This window comes from Pseudomonas sp. McL0111, assembly GCF_052567255.1.
Map to the genome: position 1 here is coordinate 6,002,415 of NZ_CP199585.1, position 21,049 is coordinate 6,023,463.

Consider the following 21,049-nt stretch of genomic DNA (forward strand, 5'->3'; position numbering starts at 1 on the left):
ATACCAATCTAGTGGGCGCACGGCAAAATCTCAATAATCAACCAAAGGTTGTTGACTGATATCAATTATTGGTTGATATTTGACTCACTCTTCCACCACAGAGCGAGGCAAAACCATGCACACCACAGCAACCTTGCACGTCCATCCGGCCGCTGCTAACCCCTTCCAAATCTTTGAGATTCGCCGCCTTGCCCGCGAGTGCGGCTGCGCGTTTGTCACCACCAAACCGAAGCTGAAAGCACGCACCACTCACGCCCCATTCGACCCGAACGGCGGAGGGCACGCAGCATGATCAAATTCAAAATCGACAACCGCACCCTGCAGTTACTCAATGCCCAGGTCAACTTGACCGAGACCTTCAACCACGTACTCCGGACAGCGCCCAAGCGTGAGTGCCTAGCATTCCGTCTCAAGGTCGAACGCGGCACAACGGAAAGCACTTTCGTCGTCGAGCTGGGCAGCGAACGCCACACGCTGACCCTGCAAAACGATAAGAAGATGCACCTCAAGCTGGCCGACTTCATCGAAGAGATTGCCAACGGCCCATTCGATGCGAGCAACACCAGCGATCTGGTGCACCGTCCACACGCAAGCCGCGAGTTCGGTCGCTTTGAGGTCTCGGACAAGCAACGAGTGTTCGAGCTAATACGCACTGGCGGCGTGCTCAACCTTGACATGGGTTTTGACCTTCCCTTGCACGTGGCGCTACATCGCACTCAAACACGCTTAGGTGTCACGGCCATTCTAAGCATCGGCACTAAAAGTCCACGCACCCGGTGCTTCACCGTATACGGCAGCGATGTCGAGATCTACGGCAAAGTCACCGAGTCCATTAATCACCTCGCTACAGCGGCAACCCCTGCCGCTCACGCAGCTTGAGGGGGACGCCATGGAACGCACCCTCGCCCAAGCCGCAACCCAACTCGGCCTGACCCGCCCCAAGCTCATCGCTCGCATGCGGGAAAAAGGTCTGCTCAACGAGCGGAACCTGCCGGCCTACCCCAACCGTGATCGCGATTATCTGCGGATCAAGGACGGCCAGTGGTACCACGACCAGCTCGGCATGCAGTACAGCCAGTCGACCCGGATCAAACAACCCGGCATCCGCTGGCTAGCCGAACAACTGGGCATCGACCTACCTGCCATCCCGGCAGACAACCGTGACGTGGCCTAGGGAATACGCCCGCCAGATCATCGCCATGCGGACACGAGAGGAGCGCAACGCCGCGCTTCTCGAAGTGCCCGAACATCTGCGCGAGCTGACCAAAACGCATTGCCTGAACGCTTGGAACCACCCGGCCAGAAAACAACGCAAGGAGGCCCAACAAAGCCATGAGTAACACAGCACAAAATCCGCTCCGCCTGCACCCGGCACCGGAGTCAGCCACCGTCGATCTGCTCTACCGCATCTTCGGCGACGTCCTGATTCCGCTGGACAAAGTGCGCGAGCAGTACTTCCGCAACCTCAACGAGCAATCGTTCGTGGCCGAGATCAGCAGCGGCCGCATCCAGCTCCCCATCATCACGCTGGACACCAGCCGCAAGGCACCAAAGTACGCTCACATCCGGCACGTCGCTTCACTGATCGATATTCGCGCCTACAAGGCCGACGAAGACATGCAGCGACAGCAGGAAGAGTCCACCGAATAACACCCACAAACTGAATGGCTGCCACCACCAGCCAATGACATCACCAGGAGCACACCACATGACTGCAATTCAGATCTGCGCACTCATCTTCCTGATCGCCTTCGCCGCCCTCCTCGTCTGGGCCGGCTACAAAATGGGCCACAGCGACGGCAAGTCCGTCGGCATTAAAGAAGGCGACGAGATCCAACGCGCCGAAAGCGCCAAGACCATCCGCGAACTGAGAGCGTCCCTCGACTTCATCAAGGCTGACCATAGGCATCTGGCGCAATACAGCAAACGTCTCCAGCAAGCATCGGCATTCGGCGAACCTGAACGCCAGACCCTACTCGCTATCGCCGAGAAGCTCCGTATCGCCGCCGAGACCTTCGCCGCCTTCCGCACAGGTAAAAAACTCGAACGCGAAACCCGCGCAATGCATGACCAGGCACTCGTCCTCGCCGCCCTTTTGGAACCAGCGAAACAGGGGGACGCAGCATGACCACGATAGGCAACCAAACGAACAGCCACCACAACCCGGCTCACGCCTCATCAACGCCGGCAGAACCAACGCATTATCGAACCTCAGAGGAAAGCGGCATGCAAACGGACCAGCACAACACCCAATCCACGACCGCTTTGCTCTGCACAGAAGCCTGCGTCGACACACCAGAAACAAACAGTCTCTGCTGCGCAGCAGCAGGCATTATTGATCCTTCCAGCAGCACCACCGAAGCCCTTATACCCCACGAAAAGCTGCGCGAGGCAGCCACACCCAACGCAACGCTAATCGCTCAGAATCGCCCGCCCGCGCAGCCTGCTGTGGGGTATACGCACCCTAAAAGCAACTCTGAAAGCCCATCACAAAAAGCCGTCGACGAGATGCAGATCGATGAGCGCGCTGAGTTCGAGAAAGAGTTCCCAGTCCCCGAAGGCCTGCAGTACTGCGCCCAGCGAGGCACGTACATCACCGCACCAGGTGCGAAGACATCCGACTCGTTCGCCCGTGAGCATTACGCGTACCGGGCCGGTTTCGCAGCATGGAAGCGCAGAGCGTGGAAGCACGCCGCACTCGTTGGGCAGCAAGCCGAAGGAGTACACCCGTGATCGAGCGTACATTCCAACACATCCACATGCGCAACGGTTACGGGAGCGGTGCCAATCCCACTCTGGCTACTCAGAAAAACCCGTCCGCACAGCTTGGTGAAAACTATGCCCACATTGAGGATGCTGCTGAGTCATCGCTACTCACCTATCACCTGGACAAGATTCCGGAATACAAGATGGCCGAGCTCATCGGGACTAGCCGCCGGGCGCTACAAGGAAAACGCGCCAGAGGCGTCATCCCCAAAGGTGTCTGGAACACCATCGATAGCCGCATTTACTACAGCCTAAGGAGATACGAAGCATGGCTCGAGAGCCAATGGGATTGCCCACCGGAGTTGAATTTGCTGGACAGTCCGTCCGTATTCGCTTCACCTGGAACGGGCAACGCCGTTGCGAAACCCTCCCTTATCCCCAAACGCCGAAGGGGATTAAGGCTGCCGCCGACTTACGCGCTAACGTAACCAGCCTGATCAAGCACGGCGTGCTGGATGATCAGCGCTACGCCGAACTGTTCCCGAACTCCACTTATGCCAACTACTCGGCGACTCCCCGTTTCGGGGAGTATGCCCAGGAATGGCTCAACAGCAGAGAGATCGTGGCCGGGACACGCAAGAACTATCTCGGCTCACTCAATCTGTACTGGATGCCGTATCTGGCGATGCTGCCCATCGACAGCATAACGTCGGTGATGCTGCGCAAGGTGGTGGCCAATACCGAATGGCCGACGCCGGGCGTGAAGCGCGCGGCGATCCAGCGCCTGACCACGGTATTCGGTACCGCAGTGAAAGATGGCCTGATTACCCGTAACCCGGTGGAGTCCATCGAACTGCCGGTGAAAGCCAAGAAACCCATCGATCCCTTCACCGTCGGTGAGGCCGACCAGATTATCGATCACCTATATAAAACGCTGACCCATTCGATGCGGATCTACGCGGCGTATTTCGAGTTTGCCTTTTATACCGGCATGCGCCCCAGCGAGATCGCGGCGCTGCGTTGGGAGGAAGTCGACAAGCAAAAGCGACTGGTCAACGTGTGTCGGATCGTCGCGGACTACAAGATCGAGGAGCGCACCAAAACACGCAATGGTCGCCAGGTCATGCTTAATAGTCGTGCGCTGAACGCCATCGAACAGGCCGAGCTGGAGGCACAACAACGTGCCTTGCAGAGCCGTCGCAAACGCACCAAATCGTCCTACGTGTTCCCGCCAACCAAGAACTTCGAGTTCATTCAACAATCGAGCGTAACCGACAAACATTTCCAGGCTGCACTGACCGAATTAGGGATTCGCGCCCGCCGGCAATACAACTGCCGACACACTTACGCTACCATGTGCCTCATGGCGGGTATGAACCCTGCGTTTATTGCCACTCAGCTCGGTCATAGCGTTCAGATGTTGCTATCGACATACGCCCGATGGATCAACTCCAGCACCGACTGGGGTGAGCTCGGGAAGCTTGAAAACAGCTTGATTGGTACAAAATTGGTACAGACAGAAACAGTACCCCTCTGAAACCCTCATGGAATCAGCCTCTGTGACACTGGAACAGAACTACACCGCGATTCTCGGCCAACTGGGCGAGGACGTCTCCCGCGAGGGCCTGCTCGACACGCCAAAGCGTGCCGCCAAAGCCATGCAGTACCTCTGCCGCGGTTATGAACAAACGCTCGAAGAGGTCACCAATGGTGCCCTGTTCAGCTCCGATAACAGCGAAATGGTGCTGGTCAAGGACATCGAGTTGTACTCGCTGTGCGAACACCACCTGCTGCCGTTCATCGGCAAGGCGCACGTTGCGTACATCCCGAGCGGCAAAGTGCTGGGCCTGTCGAAGGTCGCACGGATCGTCGACATGTACGCCCGTCGCTTGCAGATTCAGGAAAACCTCAGCCGCCAGATCGCCGATGCTGTGCAGCAAGTCACCGGTGCGCTGGGCGTGGCCGTGGTGATCGAGGCCAAGCACATGTGCATGATGATGCGCGGTGTGGAGAAGCAGAATTCGTCGATGATCACTTCGGTGATGCTGGGTGAGTTCCGCGAAAACGCGGCGACCCGCAGCGAGTTTCTCAGCCTGATCAAGTAATTTTCGACAGAAAAAAACCGGCGTTGATCGCCGGTTTTTTTTCGTCCGTGAAAAATCGGGTAAGCTGCGCGCCTTTCTCAATTTGCACCGTGAGGCTTTCAACGTGTTCGTAAAAGCGCTTCGTGTCGGCCTTGGCCAACTGATCATCTTCATCGACTTCATCACCCGTCCGGGCAAGAAGCAGCGCCCTGCCGCCGCTCAGGCTCAGGTGGATTCGGCTGCAAAGGATCTGACCCTGTACCAGTTCCACGCTTGCCCGTTCTGCGTGAAAACCCGCCGCACCTTGCGTCGTTTGAATGTGCCGGTGGCGCTGAAGGATGCGAAGAACAACGAGCAGGATCGCCAGACGCTGCTGGAACAGGGCGGCCGAATCAAAGTGCCTTGCCTGCGTGTTGAAGAGAATGGGCAGACGACCTGGATGTATGAGTCCAAGGTGATTATTGATTATCTGGATAAGCGGTTTGCTGCTGTCTGAAATCTTTGGTGGGGCTAATGGCCCCTATCGCTAGCAGGGCTAGCTCCCACAGTGATCTGCAGTATTCAGAATACTTGTGGGAGCTGGCTTGCCAGCGATGAGGCCTGCACAGACAGCACAAGATTCAGATAAAAATGAACCGGCCCTTGAGCCGGTTTATTCATTTTCAGGCCGCCTTATCCAGCTGCGCCTCTCGCACCACCGCCGCCAATCGCTTGAGCCCTTCGTCCAGCCGCGCCGGATCGATGTGGCTGAAGTTCAGGCGCAAATTCCCGAGATTTTTTTCCGGCTCTGGAAAGAACGGCTCGCCGGGCATGAACGCCACATCGTTGGCCAATGCCGCATCGAGCAACGTGCGAGTGTCGAGCGGTTGCTTCAGCGTCAACCAGAAAAACAGCCCGCCCTGCGGTACGTTCCAGTCCGCCAGATCAGCGAAATGCTTTTCCAGCGCCAGTTGAAACGCATCACGTCGCTCACGGTAAAAGCCGCGCAACTCAATCAAATGCTGCTGATATTTCTCGCTGCCGATCCATTGCAGGGCCTGCCACTGGCCGATGCGATTGGTGTGCAGGTCGGCGGATTGCTTGAGCTTGAGCAAATGCGGAAACAGATCCGGGCTGGCGATCAGGTAGCCGACGCGCAAACCGGGTAGCAAGGTTTTTGACACGGTACCGGTGTAGATCCAGCTGGATTTTTTCAGGCGACCGGCGATCGGTTGCGCGCTGCCGCCATCGAAGGTCAGCTCGCGGTAGGGCTCATCTTCAATCAGCGTCACGCCGAATTCGTCGAGCAATGCAGCGACGGCGGCGCGTTTGGCTTCGCTATAGCGCACGGCGGATGGATTCTGGAACGTCGGGATCAGGTAGATAAACGCCGGGCGATGTTGTTCCAGACGACTGCGCAATTGCGCGAGGTTAGGGCCGTCGGCTTCTTGCGGCACGGTCAGGCACTCGGCGCCGAACAGCTGGAAGATCTGCAATGCCGCCAGATAAGTCGGCGCTTCCAGGAGAATTTCGGTGCCTTTGTCGATGTACAACTTGGCCGCCAGATCCAGCGTCTGCTGGGAACCGCTGACCACCAATACCTGACTGGCCTCACACGCCAGGCCCAGCGCCCTCGCCTCTGCCGCCAGCGCTTCACGCAACGCCGGCTCACCTTCGCTCATGCCGTATTGCCCGATGGACAGCGGCATGTCGGCCCATTCGACTTTCGGCAACATGGCTTCGGCCGGCAAGCCACCGGCGAACGACATCACTTCCGGACGCTGAGCAGCGGCGAGGATTTCTCGGATCAAAGAACTTTTAAGGCGCGAGACACGTTCGGAAAAAGCCATGGAAGTCACCGGTAGCGAGGCATGTGAAAAATGAGTCAAACTTGTTGACTTAAATTACGACAACTCGAGTGGAAGCGTCAACATGATTGACCTTAAAAATCCCGCCAGCCAACAGCAGGCGATGGAAGCGTTCTTTTTCGGCTATCAGGCATTCACCGCCAAGGCGGATGAAATGCTTGAGCGACGCGGGCTGTCGCGGGTGCATCAACGCATCGTGTTTTTCATCGCCCGCTATCCGAACTTGAGTGTGAAAGAGTTGCTGGCCTTGCTCGGTGTGAGCAAGCAGGCGCTGAACATGCCGCTGCGGCAACTACAGGAAATGCATCTGGTGGACAGCGTTGCGTCCGAGACGGACAAGCGTAAGCGGTTGCTGGAATTGACGACGGAAGGGGCGAAGTTCGAGCAGGCGTTGCGGCGTGAGCAGGTGAAATTGCTGGAGCGGGTGTTTGCCGAGGCGGGGGAAGCGGCGGTGAATGGGTGGTTGGCGGTGAATATGGCGCTGGGGAACAGTCAGGCAGCTATTGATTGACAGTTGTGGCCCCATCGCCAGCAGGCTGGCTCCCACAGTGGTTTTGCGGTGTTCACAAAACCTGCTGGCGATGGCACGGACAGGCGATATATCCCTATCAACGGAACTTTCGTAAACAAAACCAAAAACAATATTTGCTTTATTTGTACACAAAAGCATAATCCACTGCGTGCGAGTTCCTGACCGCATGGTCAACAAATTCGTGTCTGCCTCAAAGGACTGCTGCCACCCCTCATGGGTCCAGTCCTGGAAATAACAATAAAACTCTTGAGGAGTACTCGCTGTGGAAAGCCGCAAATCCGAAGCATCGACGCTGGAACTCTCGCCGCCATTACGCAGTGGCCTGCTGGAGCGCATCTTTAAACTCAGCTTGCATGGCACCACGGTGAAGACCGAGCTGATTGCCGGTCTGACAACCTTCATCACCATGGCCTACATCATCTTCGTCAACCCGAACATCATGGCCGATGCCGGGATTGACCACGGTGCGGCGTTCGTCGCCACTTGTATCGCCGCCGCACTGGGCTGCCTGTTGATGGGCCTGTACGCCAACTGGCCGGTGGGTCTGGCACCGGGCATGGGCCTCAACGCGTTCTTCACTTACACCGTGGTCGGCACCATGGGCTACAACTGGGAAACCGCGCTGGGTGCGGTATTTGTCTCCGGGGTGTTGTTCATGATCCTGACGTTCTCGCGGATTCGTGAATGGCTGCTGAACAGTATTCCAGTCAGCCTGCGCTTTGCGATGGGCGCCGGTGTCGGGTTGTTCCTCGGGCTGATCGGCCTGAAAACCGCCGGCATCGTTGTCGATAGCCCGGCGACCCTGATCAAACTCGGTTCCCTGCGCGAACCTGGCCCGCTGCTCGCCGCCATCTGCTTCCTGATGATCGCGATCCTCAGCTACCACAAGGTTTTCGGCGCGATCCTCATCAGTATCATTACCGTGACCCTCGCCGGTTGGGGTCTGGGTCTGGTGCATTACGAAGGGATCATGTCGGCCCCGCCGAGCCTGTCCCCGACCTTCATGGCGATGAACGTTGCCGGCGTGTTCAACGTCAGCATGATCAGCGTGGTGCTGGCCTTCCTCTTTGTGCACATGTTCGACACCGCCGGTACGCTGATGGGTGTTGCTCAACGCGCCAATCTGGTCGGCGCTGACGGCCGCATCGAAAACCTCTCCCGCGCGATGAAAGCCGACAGTGCTTCCAGCGTATTCGGTGCAGTGCTCGGTGTGCCACCGGTCACAAGCTATGTAGAAAGTGCTGCCGGCGTGGCCGCTGGTGGTCGGACTGGTCTTACCGCAGTCACCGTTGGTGTGCTATTTATAGCAGCGATGTTTTTCGCTCCGCTGGCCGGCATGATTCCCGCCTACGCCACCGCTGGTGCACTGATTTATGTAGCGATGCTGATGATGGGCGGCATGGCCCACATCGAGTGGGACGAAGCGACGGACAGCATTCCGGCAATCGTCACCGCGATCATGATGCCGCTGACCTTCTCGGTCGCCGACGGCATCGCACTGGGCTTCATCACCTACGTGGCGTTGAAGGCCGGCACCGGCAAGTACAAAGAAATTTCCGTGAGCCTGTGGGTGCTCTGCGCGATCTTCATCGCCAAGTTCATCTTCTTGTAAACGCGAAAGCGGTACGCGATTGAAAACAGCCTCACCCTCGCGGGTGGGGCTTTTGCACATTCTTGATATCAATAAAAAAAGGAGGAAAGTGATGAGTCTGGAAACCTGGCTGCTGTTCAGCGGCGCTGCGCTGGTGGTGATCCTCATTCCGGGGCCACTGTCTTTGCTGATGATCAGCAACAGTCTGAATTACGGTCTGCGCCGTTCTTACCCGGCATTTCTTGGCGGCGTGTTTGCCTCGATCTGCCTGCTCAGTGCTTCGGCGCTGGGGCTTGGCGCACTGCTGCTGGCGTCGGAACAACTGTTCAGCGCGCTGAAGATCGTCGGTGCGTTGTATCTGTTCTACCTCGCCTGGCAGAGCTGGCAGCAATCGCGTCAGCCAGCGGTTGGCGCAGAAGTGCCGCAAGCTGCGCCGGTACCACGCTTTCGCGCACTGTTCGGCCGCGCGTTTGTGCTGGGCGCCAGCAACCCGAAAGACATTCTGTTCTTCGCCGCGTTTCTGCCGCAGTTCCTCAGCGCCGAACAGCCGTTCCTGCCGCAGTTGCTGATCATGATCGCCACCTGGACCGTGCTCGACCTGTGCTGCAAGCTGGCTTACGGGCTGGGTGCGCACGGTGCGGCGCGCTATCTGCGTAGCGGCAAGGGGCAGAGCTGGTTCAACCGGATCAGTGCCGGGTTGTTCAGTGGTGCCGGTGCTGCTTCGCTGTTGAGCCGCTAAGAGCAAAAAGCATCGCTAGCAGGCTAGCTCCCACAGTTGGAATGCATTCTCCTGTGGGAGCGAGCTTGCTCGCGATGGCTTCAGACCAGACACCACTTTTCTCAAGACGAAAAAAAGCCCGCAGTGTGAGCGGGCGAAAGACCAAAGAAGCTATATGCGCAGTCGCTTCCCGGTGGGGGCAGCCGCTTGGGGGTCAGCTGCCCCGGTACGTGGAATAGCTGTACGGCGATATCAGCAGGGGCACATGGTAGTGATCCTGTTCTGCAGAGATGCCGAAACGCAGCACCACTACATCGAGGAACGCCGGCTCCGGCAGTTGTACGCCACGGGCGCGGTAGTAATCGCCCGCATGGAACTGAACCTGATAAACCCCGGAACGGTAGTCATCGCCTTGCAGCAGCGGTGCATCGACCCGGCCATCGCTGTTGGTAATCGCACTGGCGACCAATTCCAGTTGCGAACCTTCAACGCGGTACAGCTCGACCTTGATCGAACTGCCCGGGCAACCGTGTGCAGCGTCCAAAACGTGTGTAGTCAAACGTCCCATTGATTCTGCGCGCCTGCCTGCGTGGAAGCAGTCAGACTTCGCGCCTCCCGAAGTCAGTTAAAAAGGAGACCGCACCGTTTCGGAGCACGAAAAGCTGCGGCGAGCGACTGATTAAGACACTTTTCAAAAAAATTGTACACAATAAAAACGACATTTTTCGCATTACCCCCGCCATCCGGGGATTTCCTCCTGAATCACCGTCAAACCATATAAGCATTGAACCCTTTAACCATTAGCTGACTGGTCAGGCAGGTTTCTTGCAGGCTACGTCCTTAACAGTAAAAGATGACAGTCGGTGAAAAATGCGAAAATTCAGGCTTACAAAATCAGATTAAAGTTGTATACAATCAGCCCATCGCTGTGACGCCAGCCCGTCACACCCATCTGACCTTGAACAAGTCGTCACGAATAAGAAGGAAGACTGCAGTGAGCGCTGACTACCCACGCGACCTGATCGGTTACGGCAGTAACCCTCCTCACCCACACTGGCCGGGCAATGCCCGCGTTGCCCTGTCCTTCGTACTCAATTACGAAGAAGGCGGCGAGCGCAACATCCTGCACGGTGACAAAGAATCGGAAGCGTTCCTCTCGGAAATGGTTGCCGCTCAGCCGCTACAAGGCGCGCGCAACATGAGCATGGAATCGCTTTACGAGTATGGCAGCCGTGCCGGCGTGTGGCGGATTCTGAAACTGTTCAAGGAATTCGACATTCCGCTGACCATCTTCGCCGTGGCCATGGCCGCGCAGCGCCATCCGGATGTGATCCGCGCAATGGTCGAAGCCGGTCACGAGATCTGCAGCCACGGTTATCGCTGGATCGACTATCAGTACATGGATGAAGCGCAGGAACGCGAGCACATGCTCGAAGCGATCCGCATCCTCACCGAACTCACCGGCGAACGTCCGCTGGGCTGGTACACCGGTCGCACCGGCCCGCACACCCGTAAGCTGGTGATGGAAGAAGGCGGTTTCCTCTACGACTGCGACACCTACGACGACGACCTGCCCTACTGGGAACCGAACAACCCGACTGGCAAGCCGCACCTGGTGATCCCGTACACACTGGACACCAATGACATGCGCTTCACTCAGGTGCAAGGTTTCAACAAGGGTGACGATTTCTTCGAATACCTCAAAGACGCATTCGACGTGCTGTACGCCGAAGGTGCCGAAGCCCCGAAAATGCTTTCGATCGGTCTGCACTGCCGCCTGATCGGTCGCCCGGGTCGCATCGCTTCACTCAAGCGCTTCATCGAATACGCCAAAAGTCATGAACAGGTGTGGTTCAGCCGTCGCGTCGACATCGCACGTCACTGGCACGAAACCCACCCGTACCAAGGGGCCGCCAAATGAGCACCTTTCAAACCCTGAAACCGTCGACCCTGAGCCGCGACGCCTTCGTCAAAGCTTTCGCCGACATCTACGAACATTCGCCATGGGTGGCCGAAAAGGCCTTCGACCTGGGCCAGGACGCATCGATCGACGAGATCGAAACCCTGCACCAGCGCATGAGCGACATCCTGTTGAGCGCCGATCATGCAAGCCAGCTTGCCCTGATCAACGCTCACCCGGACCTGGCCGGCAAAGCTGCCGTCCAGGGCCAGTTGACCGAAGCCAGCACCAATGAACAGGCTGGCGCCGGTATTCACCAATGCACGGCCGAAGAGTTCCAGCGCTTCACCGAGCTGAACGACGCCTACAAAGCCAAGTTCAAGTTTCCCTTCATCATGGCGGTAAAAGGCAGCAACCGGCATCAGATCCTCGCGGCGTTCGAAACGCGCATTAATAATTCGGTAGAAACCGAGTTCAAGTGCGCGCTGGCGGAGATCAACAAGATTGCCCTGTTCCGTTTACTGACTCTTTAGCAAGCCTGGCCCGAGTGCATCAAACGCGGAGAGCACCCAGGGCCTCGTAAGCATCCCAAGCCACTTATTTAAAGGCAGACAAGAAGAATGAAAGCTTACGCCGTACCTTTCGAGAAGTTCGTCAACCTGGCCGATGCCCGTCTGGGCACCAAGATCATTTCGGTCACCGATGACTGGTTCGCAGACGCCAATCGTCTGTTCCAACCGACCCCGGCCGTATGGAAGGAGGGCGTGTTCGATGACAACGGCAAGTGGATGGACGGCTGGGAATCGCGTCGCAAGCGCTTCGAAGGCTACGACAGCGCGGTAATCCGCCTGGGCGTACCGGGTTCGATCAAAGGCGTGGACATCGACACCTCATTCTTCACCGGCAACTTCCCGCCATCGGCCTCTCTGGAAGCGTGCTTCCTGGCCTCGGGCGAGCCGGACGAAAACACCCAGTGGACTGAAGTGCTGTCGGCCGTCGAGCTGCAGGGCAACAGCCACCACTACCACGAAGTCAGCAACGACAAGGCTTTCAGCCACCTGCGCTTCAACATTTACCCGGACGGCGGTGTTGCCCGTCTGCGCGTGTACGGCGTACCGCACCGCGACTGGTCGGCTGTTGGCGACAACGAGCAAGTCGATCTGGCAGCAGCCCTGAATGGTGGCCGCGCCCTCGCCTGCTCCGACGAACACTTCGGCCGCATGAGCAACATCCTCAACCCGGGCCGTGGCATCAACATGGGCGACGGCTGGGAAACTGCACGTCGTCGTACGCCAGGCAATGACTGGGTCATCGTCGCGCTGGGTCACCCGGGCGAGATCGAAAAAATCGTCGTCGACACCCTGCACTTCAAAGGCAACTACCCGGACACTTGCTCGATCCAGGGCGCGTTCGTCAAGGGCGGCACTGACAGCCAGATCGAAACCCAGTCGCTGTTCTGGCGCGATCTGCTGCCAAGCCAGAAACTGGAAATGCACGCCGAACACACCTTCGTCGAGCAGATCAAGGCACTGGGCCCGATCACCCACATCCGTCTGAACGTGTTCCCGGATGGTGGTGTAAGTCGCCTGCGCGTCCTCGGCAAGGTCGCTAAATAAGGTTGAACCCGATCGCCAGCAGGCTGGCTCCCACAGGGGATTGCATTCCAAATGTGGGAGCGAGCTTGCTCGCGAAGGCGTCAGCACAGTCAACACAGAATTCGGATAAGAAGAACAGCATGCGCACATTGACGATTGAACCGCTGACCAAAGAAGCCTTCGCCCCTTTCGGTGATGTCATCGAAACCGACGGCAGCGATCACTTCATGATCAACAACGGTTCGACCATGCGCTTCCACAAACTGGCGACGGTCGAAACCGCTACGCCGGAGGACAACGCGATCATCAGCATCTTCCGCGCCGACGCGCAGGACATGCCGCTGACCGTTTGCATGCTGGAACGCCATCCGCTGGGCAGCCAGGCTTTCATTCCGCTGCTCGGCAACCCCTTTCTGATCGTGGTCGCGCCAGTTGGCGATGAACCTGTATCAGGTTTGGTCCGCGCCTTCGTCACCAACGGCAGGCAGGGCATCAATTACCATCGCGGCGTTTGGCACCATCCGGTGCTGACGATCGAAAAGCGGGATGACTTCCTGGTGGTTGATCGCAGTGGCACAGGCAATAACTGCGATGAGCATTTTTTCAAAGAGGAAGAGCGTTTGGTCCTCGCCCCCCACCAATAAGAGAAGGTCTGATCACTCGACAACAGAGTGACAGGCGAGAGGTAAAGACTGTGGAAGCACATCTGTTGGAATGGCTGAACCTGAGCGTACGCTGGGTTCACATGATTACTGGCGTGGCCTGGATCGGCGCGTCGTTCTACTTCGTCTGGCTGGAGAACAACCTCAACCGCGTCAACCCGAAAACCGGCCTGGCCGGTGACCTGTGGGCGATCCACGGCGGTGGTATCTATCACCTGGAAAAATACAAACTGGCTCCACCGTCGATGCCGGACAACCTGCATTGGTTCAAGTGGGAAGCCTACTTCACCTGGATGTCGGGTATTGCGCTGCTGTGCGTGGTGTTCTACTCCAATCCAACGCTTTACCTGCTGGCTCCGGGCAGCACCTTGAGCGGCCCTGAAGGCGTGGCCATCGGTATCGGCTCGCTGTTCCTCGGCTGGTTCATCTACTCCTTCCTGTGCGACTCGGCTCTGGGCAAACGCCCTGCCCTGCTCGGTTTCATCCTGTTCGTCCTGATCATCGGCGCGGCCTACGGCTTCAGCAAGGTGTTCAGCGGACGTGGTGCTTACCTGCACGTCGGCGCGATCATCGGCACCATCATGGTCGGTAACGTGTTCCGCATCATCATGCCGGCGCAACGCGCACTGGTAGCGGCGATTGCCGAGAACCGCACGCCTGACCCTGCGCTGCCGGCCAAAGGTCTGCTGCGTTCGCGTCACAACAACTACTTCACCTTGCCAGTGCTGTTCATCATGATCAGCAACCACTTCCCGAGCACTTACGGCAGCCAATACAACTGGCTGATCCTGGCCGGGATCGCGGTGCTGGCCGTGTTGGTGCGTCACTACTTCAACACCCGTCACGACAGCCACAAGTTCGCCTGGACCCTGCCTGTTGCAGCAGTGGGCATGATCACTCTGGCGTACGTCACCGGCCCGACGCCGATGTCGACCGCTCCGGAAGTGGCCAAGGCTCCAGCGAAAATCGAGTACCAACCGCTGCCGGAAACGGCACTGGGCGGTGGCGCGAAACCGGCTGAAGCAGCACAACCGGCAGCCCCTGCCGCAGCACCGGCCCAAGCGTCCAACGCCGGTCCTGCTTTCGACAAGGTGCACTCGGTAATCCAGGAACGCTGCGCGGTTTGCCATTCGGCCAAACCAACCAGCCCGTTGTTCAGCGCGGCCCCTGCCGGTGTGATGTTTGACACCCCGGATCAGATCCGCCAGAACGCGGCGCGGATTCAGGCACAAGCCGTCACCAGCCAGATCATGCCACTGGGCAACATCACACAGATGACCCAGCAGGAACGTGACCTGATCGGTGCGTGGATTGTGCAGGGAGCCCAGACCAACTAAGCCACACAAAAGCCTGTGAATAGCAGGCTTTTGTTGTGTAGGGATTTGGTTGTGTTGAAGGAATTACTGTGGTGAGGGGATTTATCCCCGTTGGGTTACGAAGTAGCCCCAAAACCTGTGATCGCGACCATCAGATGGATCGCGCTAGCCGGGTTTGCGACGGCTTCGCCGCCGAGCGGGGATAAATCCCCTCGCCACAGTAAGCCATCTGGCAACAGCAAACTCCCTGACTACACAGATGAATGATGCAAAGAAACAGCTGCCAGCAACCCGGCAGCTGTTAATCACAAGAATAAAAAAGATCCGAGGTGTTGCATGTCCGAGCTGTCCAAAGCGCGCATCCCCGACGCACCCGCCATTCAGCGTTTGCCCCTTTTGCAACTGATCCTGGTCGGTTTGCAACATGTTCTGCTGATGTACGGTGGTGCCATCGCGGTTCCGCTGATCATTGGACAGGCCGCTGGCCTGAGTCGTGAAGAAATTGCCTTCCTGATCAACGCCGACCTGTTGGTCGCCGGTATCGCCACCATCGTTCAATCACTTGGTATCGGCCCGATGGGCATTCGTATGCCAGTGATGATGGGCGCCAGTTTTGCTGCGGTAGGCAGCATGGTCGCCATGGCCGGCATGCCCGGTATCGGTCTGCAAGGAATATTCGGCGCCACCATCGCTGCCGGATTCTTCGGCATGATCATCGCGCCGTTCATGTCCAAAGTCGTCCGCTTCTTCCCGCCGCTGGTGACCGGTACGGTCATCACCTCGATCGGTTTATCGTTATTCCCCGTGGCTGTTAACTGGGCCGGTGGCGGTGCCGCTGCCAGTCAGTTCGGCTCGCCAATTTACCTGGGCATCGCTGCACTGGTATTGGGCACCATCCTCTTGGTGCACCGCTTCATGCGCGGTTTCTGGGTCAATATTTCCGTACTGATCGGCATGTGCTTTGGTTACCTGCTCTGCGGTGTCATCGGCATGGTTGATCTGAGCGGCATGGCCAACGCGCCATGGGTGCAATTCGTCACCCCGCTGCATTTCGGCATGCCGAAATTCGAACTCGCGCCGATCCTGTCGATGTGTCTGGTAGTGGTGATTATCTTCGTCGAGTCCACCGGGATGTTTCTGGCGCTGGGCAAGATCACCGGTCAGGACGTCTGCCCGCGTATGCTGCGTCGCGGCTTGATGTGTGACGCGGCGGCATCGTTTTTCGCCGGCTTCTTCAACACCTTCACTCACTCCTCGTTCGCCCAGAACATTGGTCTGGTACAGATGACCGGCGTGCGCTGCCGCTCGGTGACCATCGTCGCCGGTGGCTTGCTGATCGTGCTGAGTCTGCTGCCGAAAGCGGCGTTCCTCGTGGCGTCGATTCCACCGGCAGTGCTCGGCGGCGCAGCGATTGCGATGTTCGGCATGGTCGCGGCGACCGGGATCAAGATCCTGCAGGAAGCCGACATCGGTGACCGTCGCAATCAATTGCTGGTGGCAGTGAGCATCGGCATGGGCCTGATTCCGGTGGTACGTCCGGAGTTCTTCGCTCACCTGCCACTCTGGATGAGCCCGATCACCCACAGCGGTATCGCCATGGCGACCCTCAGCGCACTGACGCTGAACCTGCTGTTCAACATTCTCGGTGGCGCCGAACGCGCCGCCATCAACGACTGCCAGGCGCACCAGCACTAATGAAGTCACCACAAAACCTGTAGGAGCGAGCCTGCTCGCGCAAGCGTTGTGTCATTCAACAGTTATGGCGACTGACACGCCCTCTTCGCGAGCAGGCTCACTCCTACAGGGATAGCAGCTTTGCGCCTCAAACAATAAAAACAAGAGGGAGCAACAGATGATTCGCACACAGACAAACGCTCTGTTAGGTGGCGGCCTGCTGGCCGCGAGTCAGGCCATGGCTGGCGATTTATTGCTTTGGCAGACCAACAGCCTGAGTTACCTGTACGGCAAGAACTTCGCGATCAACCCGTCGATCCAGCAGACGGTGACGTTCGAGCATGCCGACAAGTGGAAGTACGGCGACAATTTTCTGTTCGTCGACAAAATCTTCTACAACGGCCAGGAAGACCGCAATAAAGGTCCTCACACCTTCTACGGTGAATTCACCCCGCGCTTCTCGTTCGGCAAGATCTTCGATCAGAAAATCGAGTTCGGCCCGATCAAGGACGTACTGCTGGCGATGACCTACGAGTACGGCGAAGGTGAAAGCGAGGCCTACCTGATCGGCCCCGGTTTCGACCTGAAAGTGCCGGGCTTCAATTACGTCACCCTGAACATCTTCCGCCGCCAGACCGAAGGCCCGCGCCCCGGCGATGGCGTCTGGCAGATCACTCCGGGCTGGTCCTACAGCTTTCCGCTGGGCAATTCCGATGTGCTGATCGACGGCTACCTCGACTGGGTCGTCGACAACGACGAGAACTCGCGCGGCACTTACCACGCCAACCTGCACATCAATCCGCAGATCAAATATGACTTGGGCAAAGCCCTGGGCTGGAGTCAGAAGCAGTTGTACGTCGGCACCGAGTACAGCTACTGGAAGAACAAATATGGCGTCGAAACCAGCCACAACCTCGACACCAATCAGAACACCGCCAGCCTGCTGGTGAAGGTGCACTTCTAAGATGACCCGCAACCGTGCCCCATACCTGTCGTCGGTGCTCTGTTGCGGGGCACTTGAGGCTTGGCCGCTGAGTCAGTATTCTCCGCGGCCGTCGAAATCCGGTTTAAAAAAAAGCCCGGATTTAATTCCTGACCGGCTGGCCAACTTATCCCGGCCTCGTTCAGAATCAAGGCATCCCGAAAAAACGCTCATTCGACTGTTTTTCAACAGCCGGACGGGCGTTTTTTGGTTTTTTCAAAGCCTTGGCTCAGCTTTTGCTAACAGCACTGAAGCTGACCGATCGGATGACTTTTGCAATAGAAAAAAGGCGCCACACCAGAGCGCCGATCTTAAAAAAAATAAACGTGGAACCACCTACTTTTTGGGAGCAACCGAATGAAACGTATGTGCACCAGCCTGATGCTCGCGGGATCGATGCTGGCCGGCGGCCAGGCCATGGCCGATGGCCTGCTGCAATGGCAGAACAACAGCCTGACCTACCTCTACGGTAAAGATTTCAAGGTCAACCCTGCGATCCAGCAGACCGTCACCTTCGAGCACGCCGATGCGTGGAAGTATGGGGACAACTTCCTGTTCGTCGACAAGATCTTCTACAACGGCAAGCCAGACGGCGGCGTCGGCAACAACACCTACTACGGCGAGTTCCAGCCACGCATCTCGCTGGGCAAGGTGCTCGACCAGAAGATCGAATTCGGCCCGATCAAAGACGTATTGCTGGCCATGACGTACGAGTTCGGTGAAGGCGACGTCGAGTCGTACCTGATCGGTCCAGGCTTCGATCTGGCGATCCCGGGCTTCGACTACTTCCAGTTGAACTTCTACCAGCGCCACACCGACAGTTCGCGTCCGGGTGACAACGTCTGGCAGATCACTCCGGTCTGGTCCTACACCATCCCGGTCGGCAGCTCGAACGTGCTGATCGATGGTTACATGGACTGGGTCGTCGACAACGACGTCAACAACAAAGGCGAGTACCACGCCAACCTGCACTTCAACCCACAGGTCAAATACGACCTGGGCAAGGCGCTGCATTTCGGCGAGAAGCAGTTGTACGTCGGTGTTGAGTACGACTACTGGAAAGACAAATACGGGATCGAAGACTCCCGTGGCTTCACCACCAATCAGAACGTGACCAGCTTCCTGGTGAAGTTCCACTTCTGATGCTGCTGTAAGTGGCGTCTGCAAGGACGCCATCGCTGGCAAGCCAGCTCCCACAGGGTTTTGTGTCGCGCACAACTATTGTGTTCACCCAGAAACCTGTGGGAGCTGGCCTGCCAGCGATTGCAGCGCCACTCATATCAGGCTGGAACCAGCGCCTCGCCAATCCCGAGAAACCGGCACAGCTCATCGCGCTTGGCCAACGCATCGCGCCGCCCCAGGTCGATCAACTCGCTGCAATACCCCGACTCGAACAACAGATAACTCAACACCCCCGCCCCACTGGTCTTGGTCGCCCCCGGCCCGCGCAAAAACAAGCGCAACGCTGCCGGCAACTCCTGCCGATGCCGCGCCGCGATCTCATCGATCGGCTGACTCGGCGAAATCACCAGCACCTCCACCGGCGCCACACCCAGCTCACGCGTCGGCGTGCCTGCGGGCATCAGATGGCTGAACTGATTCAAGCGCTGCAACAACTCGATATCGCTTTCGAGGCTGTCAATGAACGTACTGTTGAGCATGTGCCCGCCGATCTGCGCCAGCGTCGGCTGCTGACCGGTGTAAGTGCGCTCCAGCGGCTGCTGAGGATCGACGCCGCGCGGATTGCCGCTGACCCCCACCACCAACACTCGACTGGCGCCAAGGTGCAATGCCGGGCTGATCGGCGCTGACTGGCGCACCGCACCGTCGCCAAAATATTCCTCGCCGATTTTCACCGGGGCGAACAACAGCGGAATCGCCGAACTGGCCAGCAGATGATCCACCGACAATTGCGTCGGCACACCGATTCGGCGGTGCCGCAACCACGCATCAATGGTGCCGCCGCCCTGATAGAACGTCACCGCTTGCCCCGACTCATAGCCGAACGCGGTCACCGCCACCGCATGCAATTGCTTGCGCGCAATCGACTCGGCGATGCCGGGCATGTGCAGTTTTTCGTTGAGCAGATCGCGCAGTGGCGAACTGTTGAGCAAAGCCACCGGCATATGCCGGCCCATACCCAGCAGACTGTGGCTGACAAAACGGCTGGCCTGACGGATTACCCCGGGCCAGTCGCTGCGCAGCACGCGGTGGCTGCGAAAGCCTTGCCAGAACAGTGTCAGACGCTCGATGGCGGCGCGAAAATCGGTGGCGCCGCTGGCCAGACTGACCGCATTGATCGCCCCGGCCGAGGTGCCGACAATCACCGGAAACGGATTGTCCGCGCCCAATGGCAGCAATTCGGCAATCGCCGCCAGCACTCCCACCTGATACGCCGCCCGAGCCCCGCCGCCGGAAAGAATCAAACCTGTGACCGGTTCAGCTGGGCTCATCGCAACACTCCATGGTGCTTAAAGGGACGCGGCAATCACCCGCGTTTGGCGTACAACTTCGGCTCGCCCGGTGGACGGCTCTTGAACCGCCGATGCGCCCACAGGTATTGCTCCGGACAGGCACGCAGGGCACTTTCTACCCATTGGTTGATGCGGATGCAATCAGCCTCTTCGGTCTCGCCGGGGAAATCTTCCAGCGGCGGGTGAATCGTCAATCGATAACCGCTGCCGTCAGCCAGACGCTCCTGAGTGAACGGCACCACCAGCGCTTTGCCCAGTCGGGCAAACTTGGTAGTCGCGGTGACTGTCGCCGCCTGAATCCCGAACAGCGGCACGAAGATACTTTGCTTGGCGCCGTAGTCCTGATCCGGCGCATACCAGATCGCCCGGCCCGACCGCAGCAGCTTGAGCATCCCGCGCACGTCGTCGCGTTCCACCGCCAGTGAATCGAGATTGTGCCGCTCGCGGCCACGCCGCTGAACAAAGTCGAACAACGGATTTTTGTGCTCGCGGTACATACCGTCGATGGTGTGCTGCTGACCGAGCAACGCCGCGCCGATTTCCAGCGTGGTGAAATGCGCCGCCATCAGGATCACGCCCTTGCCTTCGCGCTGGGCTTTCTGCAAATGCTCCAGACCTTCAACGTGAGCCAGTTTCGCCAGACGCTCACGCGACCACCACCAGCTCATCGCCATCTCGAAAAAGGCGATACCGGTCGAGGCGAAGTTTTCCTTGAGCAGCCGTTTGCGCTCGGCGGCGGATTTCTCCGGGAAGCACAATTCGAGATTGCGCTTGGCAATGCGCCGCCGGTCGCCGGCGACGCGATACATCAATGCACCCAAAAATCGACCGATGGTCAGCAAAACCGAATACGGCAGCTGCACGATCAGCCACAAAAGCCCCAGACCGCACCAGAGCGGCCAGAAGCGTGGAGAAAGAAATGCTCTTCGAAAACGCGGGCGATCCATTAAAGCTTCCGTAAATACAGT

24 protein-coding genes are annotated in these 21,049 nt (G+C 58.2%); 20 read left to right on the forward strand and 4 right to left on the reverse strand.

The genetic code is table 11. The features are described 5' to 3' along the window. The first annotated feature begins 288 nt into the window (after positions 1–288). The 8 genes from ACTWLJ_RS27010 (at position 289) to ACTWLJ_RS27045 (ending at position 5,286) form a co-directional block, all read left to right on the forward strand. Positions 289–879, forward strand: coding sequence for a hypothetical protein (locus tag ACTWLJ_RS27010; RefSeq protein WP_445179183.1), 591 nt, complete (start codon positions 289–291; stop codon positions 877–879). Between the two features lie 10 nt (positions 880–889). Continuing rightward, positions 890–1,174 carry a phage antirepressor KilAC domain-containing protein gene (locus ACTWLJ_RS27015; protein WP_445179184.1) on the forward strand — a complete coding sequence of 95 codons (285 nt, stop codon included), beginning with the start codon at positions 890–892 and terminating at the stop codon, positions 1,172–1,174. A gap of 158 nt (positions 1,175–1,332) precedes the next feature. Further along, complete coding sequence (locus tag ACTWLJ_RS27020) at positions 1,333–1,650, forward strand: pyocin activator PrtN family protein (protein WP_445179185.1); 318 nt, start codon at positions 1,333–1,335, stop codon at positions 1,648–1,650. 58 nt (positions 1,651–1,708) lie between these two features. Beyond that, the gene (locus ACTWLJ_RS27025) at positions 1,709–2,128 is read left to right on the forward strand and encodes a hypothetical protein (RefSeq protein WP_445179186.1); all 420 of its coding nucleotides are present in this window, start codon (positions 1,709–1,711) and stop codon (positions 2,126–2,128) included. Continuing rightward, positions 2,125–2,733 carry a hypothetical protein gene (locus ACTWLJ_RS27030; RefSeq protein ID WP_445179187.1) on the forward strand — a complete coding sequence of 203 codons (609 nt, stop codon included), beginning with the start codon at positions 2,125–2,127 and terminating at the stop codon, positions 2,731–2,733. The genes ACTWLJ_RS27025 and ACTWLJ_RS27030 overlap by 4 nt, the downstream gene beginning before the upstream one ends. A gap of 301 nt (positions 2,734–3,034) precedes the next feature. After that, entirely contained in the window at positions 3,035–4,243 is a 1,209-nt protein-coding gene (locus ACTWLJ_RS27035) for a tyrosine-type recombinase/integrase (protein ID WP_445179188.1), read from the forward strand. Positions 4,244–4,265: 22 nt separating this feature from the next. Next, entirely contained in the window at positions 4,266–4,811 is a 546-nt protein-coding gene (folE, locus tag ACTWLJ_RS27040) for a GTP cyclohydrolase I FolE (RefSeq protein ID WP_010456659.1), read from the forward strand. Between the two features lie 103 nt (positions 4,812–4,914). Continuing rightward, a complete protein-coding gene (locus tag ACTWLJ_RS27045) occupies positions 4,915–5,286 on the forward strand; it encodes a glutathione S-transferase N-terminal domain-containing protein (protein ID WP_445179189.1) in 372 nt (123 codons plus the stop codon). Between the two features lie 166 nt (positions 5,287–5,452). Here ACTWLJ_RS27045 and ACTWLJ_RS27050 read toward each other — a convergent pair whose 3' ends face one another. After that, positions 5,453–6,619 carry an aminotransferase-like domain-containing protein gene (locus ACTWLJ_RS27050; protein ID WP_445179190.1) on the reverse strand — a complete coding sequence of 389 codons (1,167 nt, stop codon included), beginning with the start codon at positions 6,617–6,619 and terminating at the stop codon, positions 5,453–5,455. Between the two features lie 82 nt (positions 6,620–6,701). On the opposite strand from ACTWLJ_RS27050, the gene ACTWLJ_RS27055 reads away from it, so the two are divergent. From ACTWLJ_RS27055 to ACTWLJ_RS27065, 3 genes are all read left to right on the forward strand, one after another. Further along, positions 6,702–7,148 (forward strand): MarR family winged helix-turn-helix transcriptional regulator, encoded by a 447-nt coding sequence (locus ACTWLJ_RS27055; protein ID WP_445179191.1) that lies wholly within the window; start codon positions 6,702–6,704, stop codon positions 7,146–7,148. A gap of 283 nt (positions 7,149–7,431) precedes the next feature. Beyond that, complete coding sequence (locus tag ACTWLJ_RS27060) at positions 7,432–8,781, forward strand: NCS2 family permease (RefSeq protein WP_401220211.1); 1,350 nt, start codon at positions 7,432–7,434, stop codon at positions 8,779–8,781. A gap of 91 nt (positions 8,782–8,872) precedes the next feature. After that, positions 8,873–9,499, forward strand: a complete 627-nt coding sequence (locus ACTWLJ_RS27065) for a LysE family translocator (RefSeq protein WP_401220209.1) — start codon at positions 8,873–8,875, stop codon at positions 9,497–9,499. A 193-nt stretch (positions 9,500–9,692) separates the two neighbouring features. On the opposite strand, the gene uraH is transcribed toward ACTWLJ_RS27065, so the two are convergent. Continuing rightward, the gene (uraH, locus tag ACTWLJ_RS27070) at positions 9,693–10,046 is read right to left on the reverse strand and encodes a hydroxyisourate hydrolase (protein WP_010456673.1); all 354 of its coding nucleotides are present in this window, start codon (positions 10,044–10,046) and stop codon (positions 9,693–9,695) included. Between the two features lie 426 nt (positions 10,047–10,472). Between uraH and puuE the strand changes: the two genes are divergently transcribed. The 9 genes from puuE to ACTWLJ_RS27115 all read left to right on the forward strand — a co-directional run bounded on the left by puuE (position 10,473) and on the right by ACTWLJ_RS27115 (position 18,750). Further along, positions 10,473–11,399: an allantoinase PuuE gene (gene puuE, locus ACTWLJ_RS27075; protein WP_401220205.1), complete on the forward strand. Its 927-nt coding sequence runs from the start codon at positions 10,473–10,475 to the stop codon at positions 11,397–11,399. Beyond that, positions 11,396–11,911, forward strand: coding sequence for a 2-oxo-4-hydroxy-4-carboxy-5-ureidoimidazoline decarboxylase (gene uraD / locus ACTWLJ_RS27080; RefSeq protein ID WP_401220203.1), 516 nt, complete (start codon positions 11,396–11,398; stop codon positions 11,909–11,911). The genes puuE and uraD overlap by 4 nt, the downstream gene beginning before the upstream one ends. Positions 11,912–11,998: 87 nt before the next feature. After that, positions 11,999–12,994: an allantoicase gene (alc, locus tag ACTWLJ_RS27085; protein ID WP_445179192.1), complete on the forward strand. Its 996-nt coding sequence runs from the start codon at positions 11,999–12,001 to the stop codon at positions 12,992–12,994. Positions 12,995–13,113: 119 nt separating this feature from the next. Further along, entirely contained in the window at positions 13,114–13,617 is a 504-nt protein-coding gene (locus ACTWLJ_RS27090) for an ureidoglycolate lyase (RefSeq protein ID WP_445181425.1), read from the forward strand. A 50-nt stretch (positions 13,618–13,667) separates the two neighbouring features. Beyond that, positions 13,668–14,972 carry a urate hydroxylase PuuD gene (locus ACTWLJ_RS27095; RefSeq protein ID WP_445179193.1) on the forward strand — a complete coding sequence of 435 codons (1,305 nt, stop codon included), beginning with the start codon at positions 13,668–13,670 and terminating at the stop codon, positions 14,970–14,972. 315 nt (positions 14,973–15,287) lie between these two features. Beyond that, the gene (locus tag ACTWLJ_RS27100) at positions 15,288–16,646 is read left to right on the forward strand and encodes a nucleobase:cation symporter-2 family protein (RefSeq protein WP_445179194.1); all 1,359 of its coding nucleotides are present in this window, start codon (positions 15,288–15,290) and stop codon (positions 16,644–16,646) included. 157 nt (positions 16,647–16,803) lie between these two features. Then, positions 16,804–17,589: an outer membrane protein OmpK gene (locus tag ACTWLJ_RS27105; RefSeq protein WP_445179195.1), complete on the forward strand. Its 786-nt coding sequence runs from the start codon at positions 16,804–16,806 to the stop codon at positions 17,587–17,589. A 1-nt stretch (position 17,590) separates the two neighbouring features. Beyond that, a complete protein-coding gene (locus tag ACTWLJ_RS27110; RefSeq protein ID WP_401221181.1) occupies positions 17,591–17,968 on the forward strand; it encodes a hypothetical protein in 378 nt (125 codons plus the stop codon). Continuing rightward, a complete protein-coding gene (locus tag ACTWLJ_RS27115; RefSeq protein ID WP_226500380.1) occupies positions 17,965–18,750 on the forward strand; it encodes an outer membrane protein OmpK in 786 nt (261 codons plus the stop codon). The genes ACTWLJ_RS27110 and ACTWLJ_RS27115 overlap by 4 nt, the downstream gene beginning before the upstream one ends. 137 nt (positions 18,751–18,887) lie before the next feature. Here ACTWLJ_RS27115 and ACTWLJ_RS27120 read toward each other — a convergent pair whose 3' ends face one another. Continuing rightward, positions 18,888–20,060, reverse strand: a complete 1,173-nt coding sequence (locus ACTWLJ_RS27120; protein WP_445179196.1) for a patatin-like phospholipase family protein — start codon at positions 20,058–20,060, stop codon at positions 18,888–18,890. A gap of 35 nt (positions 20,061–20,095) precedes the next feature. After that, a complete protein-coding gene (locus ACTWLJ_RS27125) occupies positions 20,096–21,028 on the reverse strand; it encodes a lipid A biosynthesis lauroyl acyltransferase (protein WP_445179197.1) in 933 nt (310 codons plus the stop codon). Between the last annotated feature and the right edge of the window lie 21 nt (positions 21,029–21,049).

Bases quoted from the DNA above. Each gene is read 5' to 3' on its own strand.
- uraH (WP_010456673.1), bottom strand. From the start codon at position 10,046: ATGGGACGTTTGACTACACACGTTTTGGACGCTGCACACGGTTGCCCG.
- ACTWLJ_RS27020 (WP_445179185.1), top strand. From the start codon at position 1,333: ATGAGTAACACAGCACAAAATCCGCTCCGCCTGCACCCGGCACCGGAG.
- ACTWLJ_RS27115 (WP_226500380.1), top strand. From the start codon at position 17,965: ATGAAACGTATGTGCACCAGCCTGATGCTCGCGGGATCGATGCTGGCC.
- alc (WP_445179192.1), top strand. From the start codon at position 11,999: ATGAAAGCTTACGCCGTACCTTTCGAGAAGTTCGTCAACCTGGCCGAT.
- ACTWLJ_RS27035 (WP_445179188.1), top strand. From the start codon at position 3,035: ATGGCTCGAGAGCCAATGGGATTGCCCACCGGAGTTGAATTTGCTGGA.
- ACTWLJ_RS27055 (WP_445179191.1), top strand. From the start codon at position 6,702: ATGATTGACCTTAAAAATCCCGCCAGCCAACAGCAGGCGATGGAAGCG.
- ACTWLJ_RS27125 (WP_445179197.1), bottom strand. From the start codon at position 21,028: ATGGATCGCCCGCGTTTTCGAAGAGCATTTCTTTCTCCACGCTTCTGG.
- ACTWLJ_RS27110 (WP_401221181.1), top strand. From the start codon at position 17,591: ATGACCCGCAACCGTGCCCCATACCTGTCGTCGGTGCTCTGTTGCGGG.
- ACTWLJ_RS27120 (WP_445179196.1), bottom strand. From the start codon at position 20,060: ATGAGCCCAGCTGAACCGGTCACAGGTTTGATTCTTTCCGGCGGCGGG.
- uraD (WP_401220203.1), top strand. From the start codon at position 11,396: ATGAGCACCTTTCAAACCCTGAAACCGTCGACCCTGAGCCGCGACGCC.
- ACTWLJ_RS27105 (WP_445179195.1), top strand. From the start codon at position 16,804: ATGATTCGCACACAGACAAACGCTCTGTTAGGTGGCGGCCTGCTGGCC.
- ACTWLJ_RS27050 (WP_445179190.1), bottom strand. From the start codon at position 6,619: ATGGCTTTTTCCGAACGTGTCTCGCGCCTTAAAAGTTCTTTGATCCGA.
- ACTWLJ_RS27100 (WP_445179194.1), top strand. From the start codon at position 15,288: ATGTCCGAGCTGTCCAAAGCGCGCATCCCCGACGCACCCGCCATTCAG.
- ACTWLJ_RS27025 (WP_445179186.1), top strand. From the start codon at position 1,709: ATGACTGCAATTCAGATCTGCGCACTCATCTTCCTGATCGCCTTCGCC.
- ACTWLJ_RS27015 (WP_445179184.1), top strand. From the start codon at position 890: ATGGAACGCACCCTCGCCCAAGCCGCAACCCAACTCGGCCTGACCCGC.
- ACTWLJ_RS27090 (WP_445181425.1), top strand. From the start codon at position 13,114: ATGCGCACATTGACGATTGAACCGCTGACCAAAGAAGCCTTCGCCCCT.
- ACTWLJ_RS27065 (WP_401220209.1), top strand. From the start codon at position 8,873: ATGAGTCTGGAAACCTGGCTGCTGTTCAGCGGCGCTGCGCTGGTGGTG.
- ACTWLJ_RS27030 (WP_445179187.1), top strand. From the start codon at position 2,125: ATGACCACGATAGGCAACCAAACGAACAGCCACCACAACCCGGCTCAC.
- ACTWLJ_RS27010 (WP_445179183.1), top strand. From the start codon at position 289: ATGATCAAATTCAAAATCGACAACCGCACCCTGCAGTTACTCAATGCC.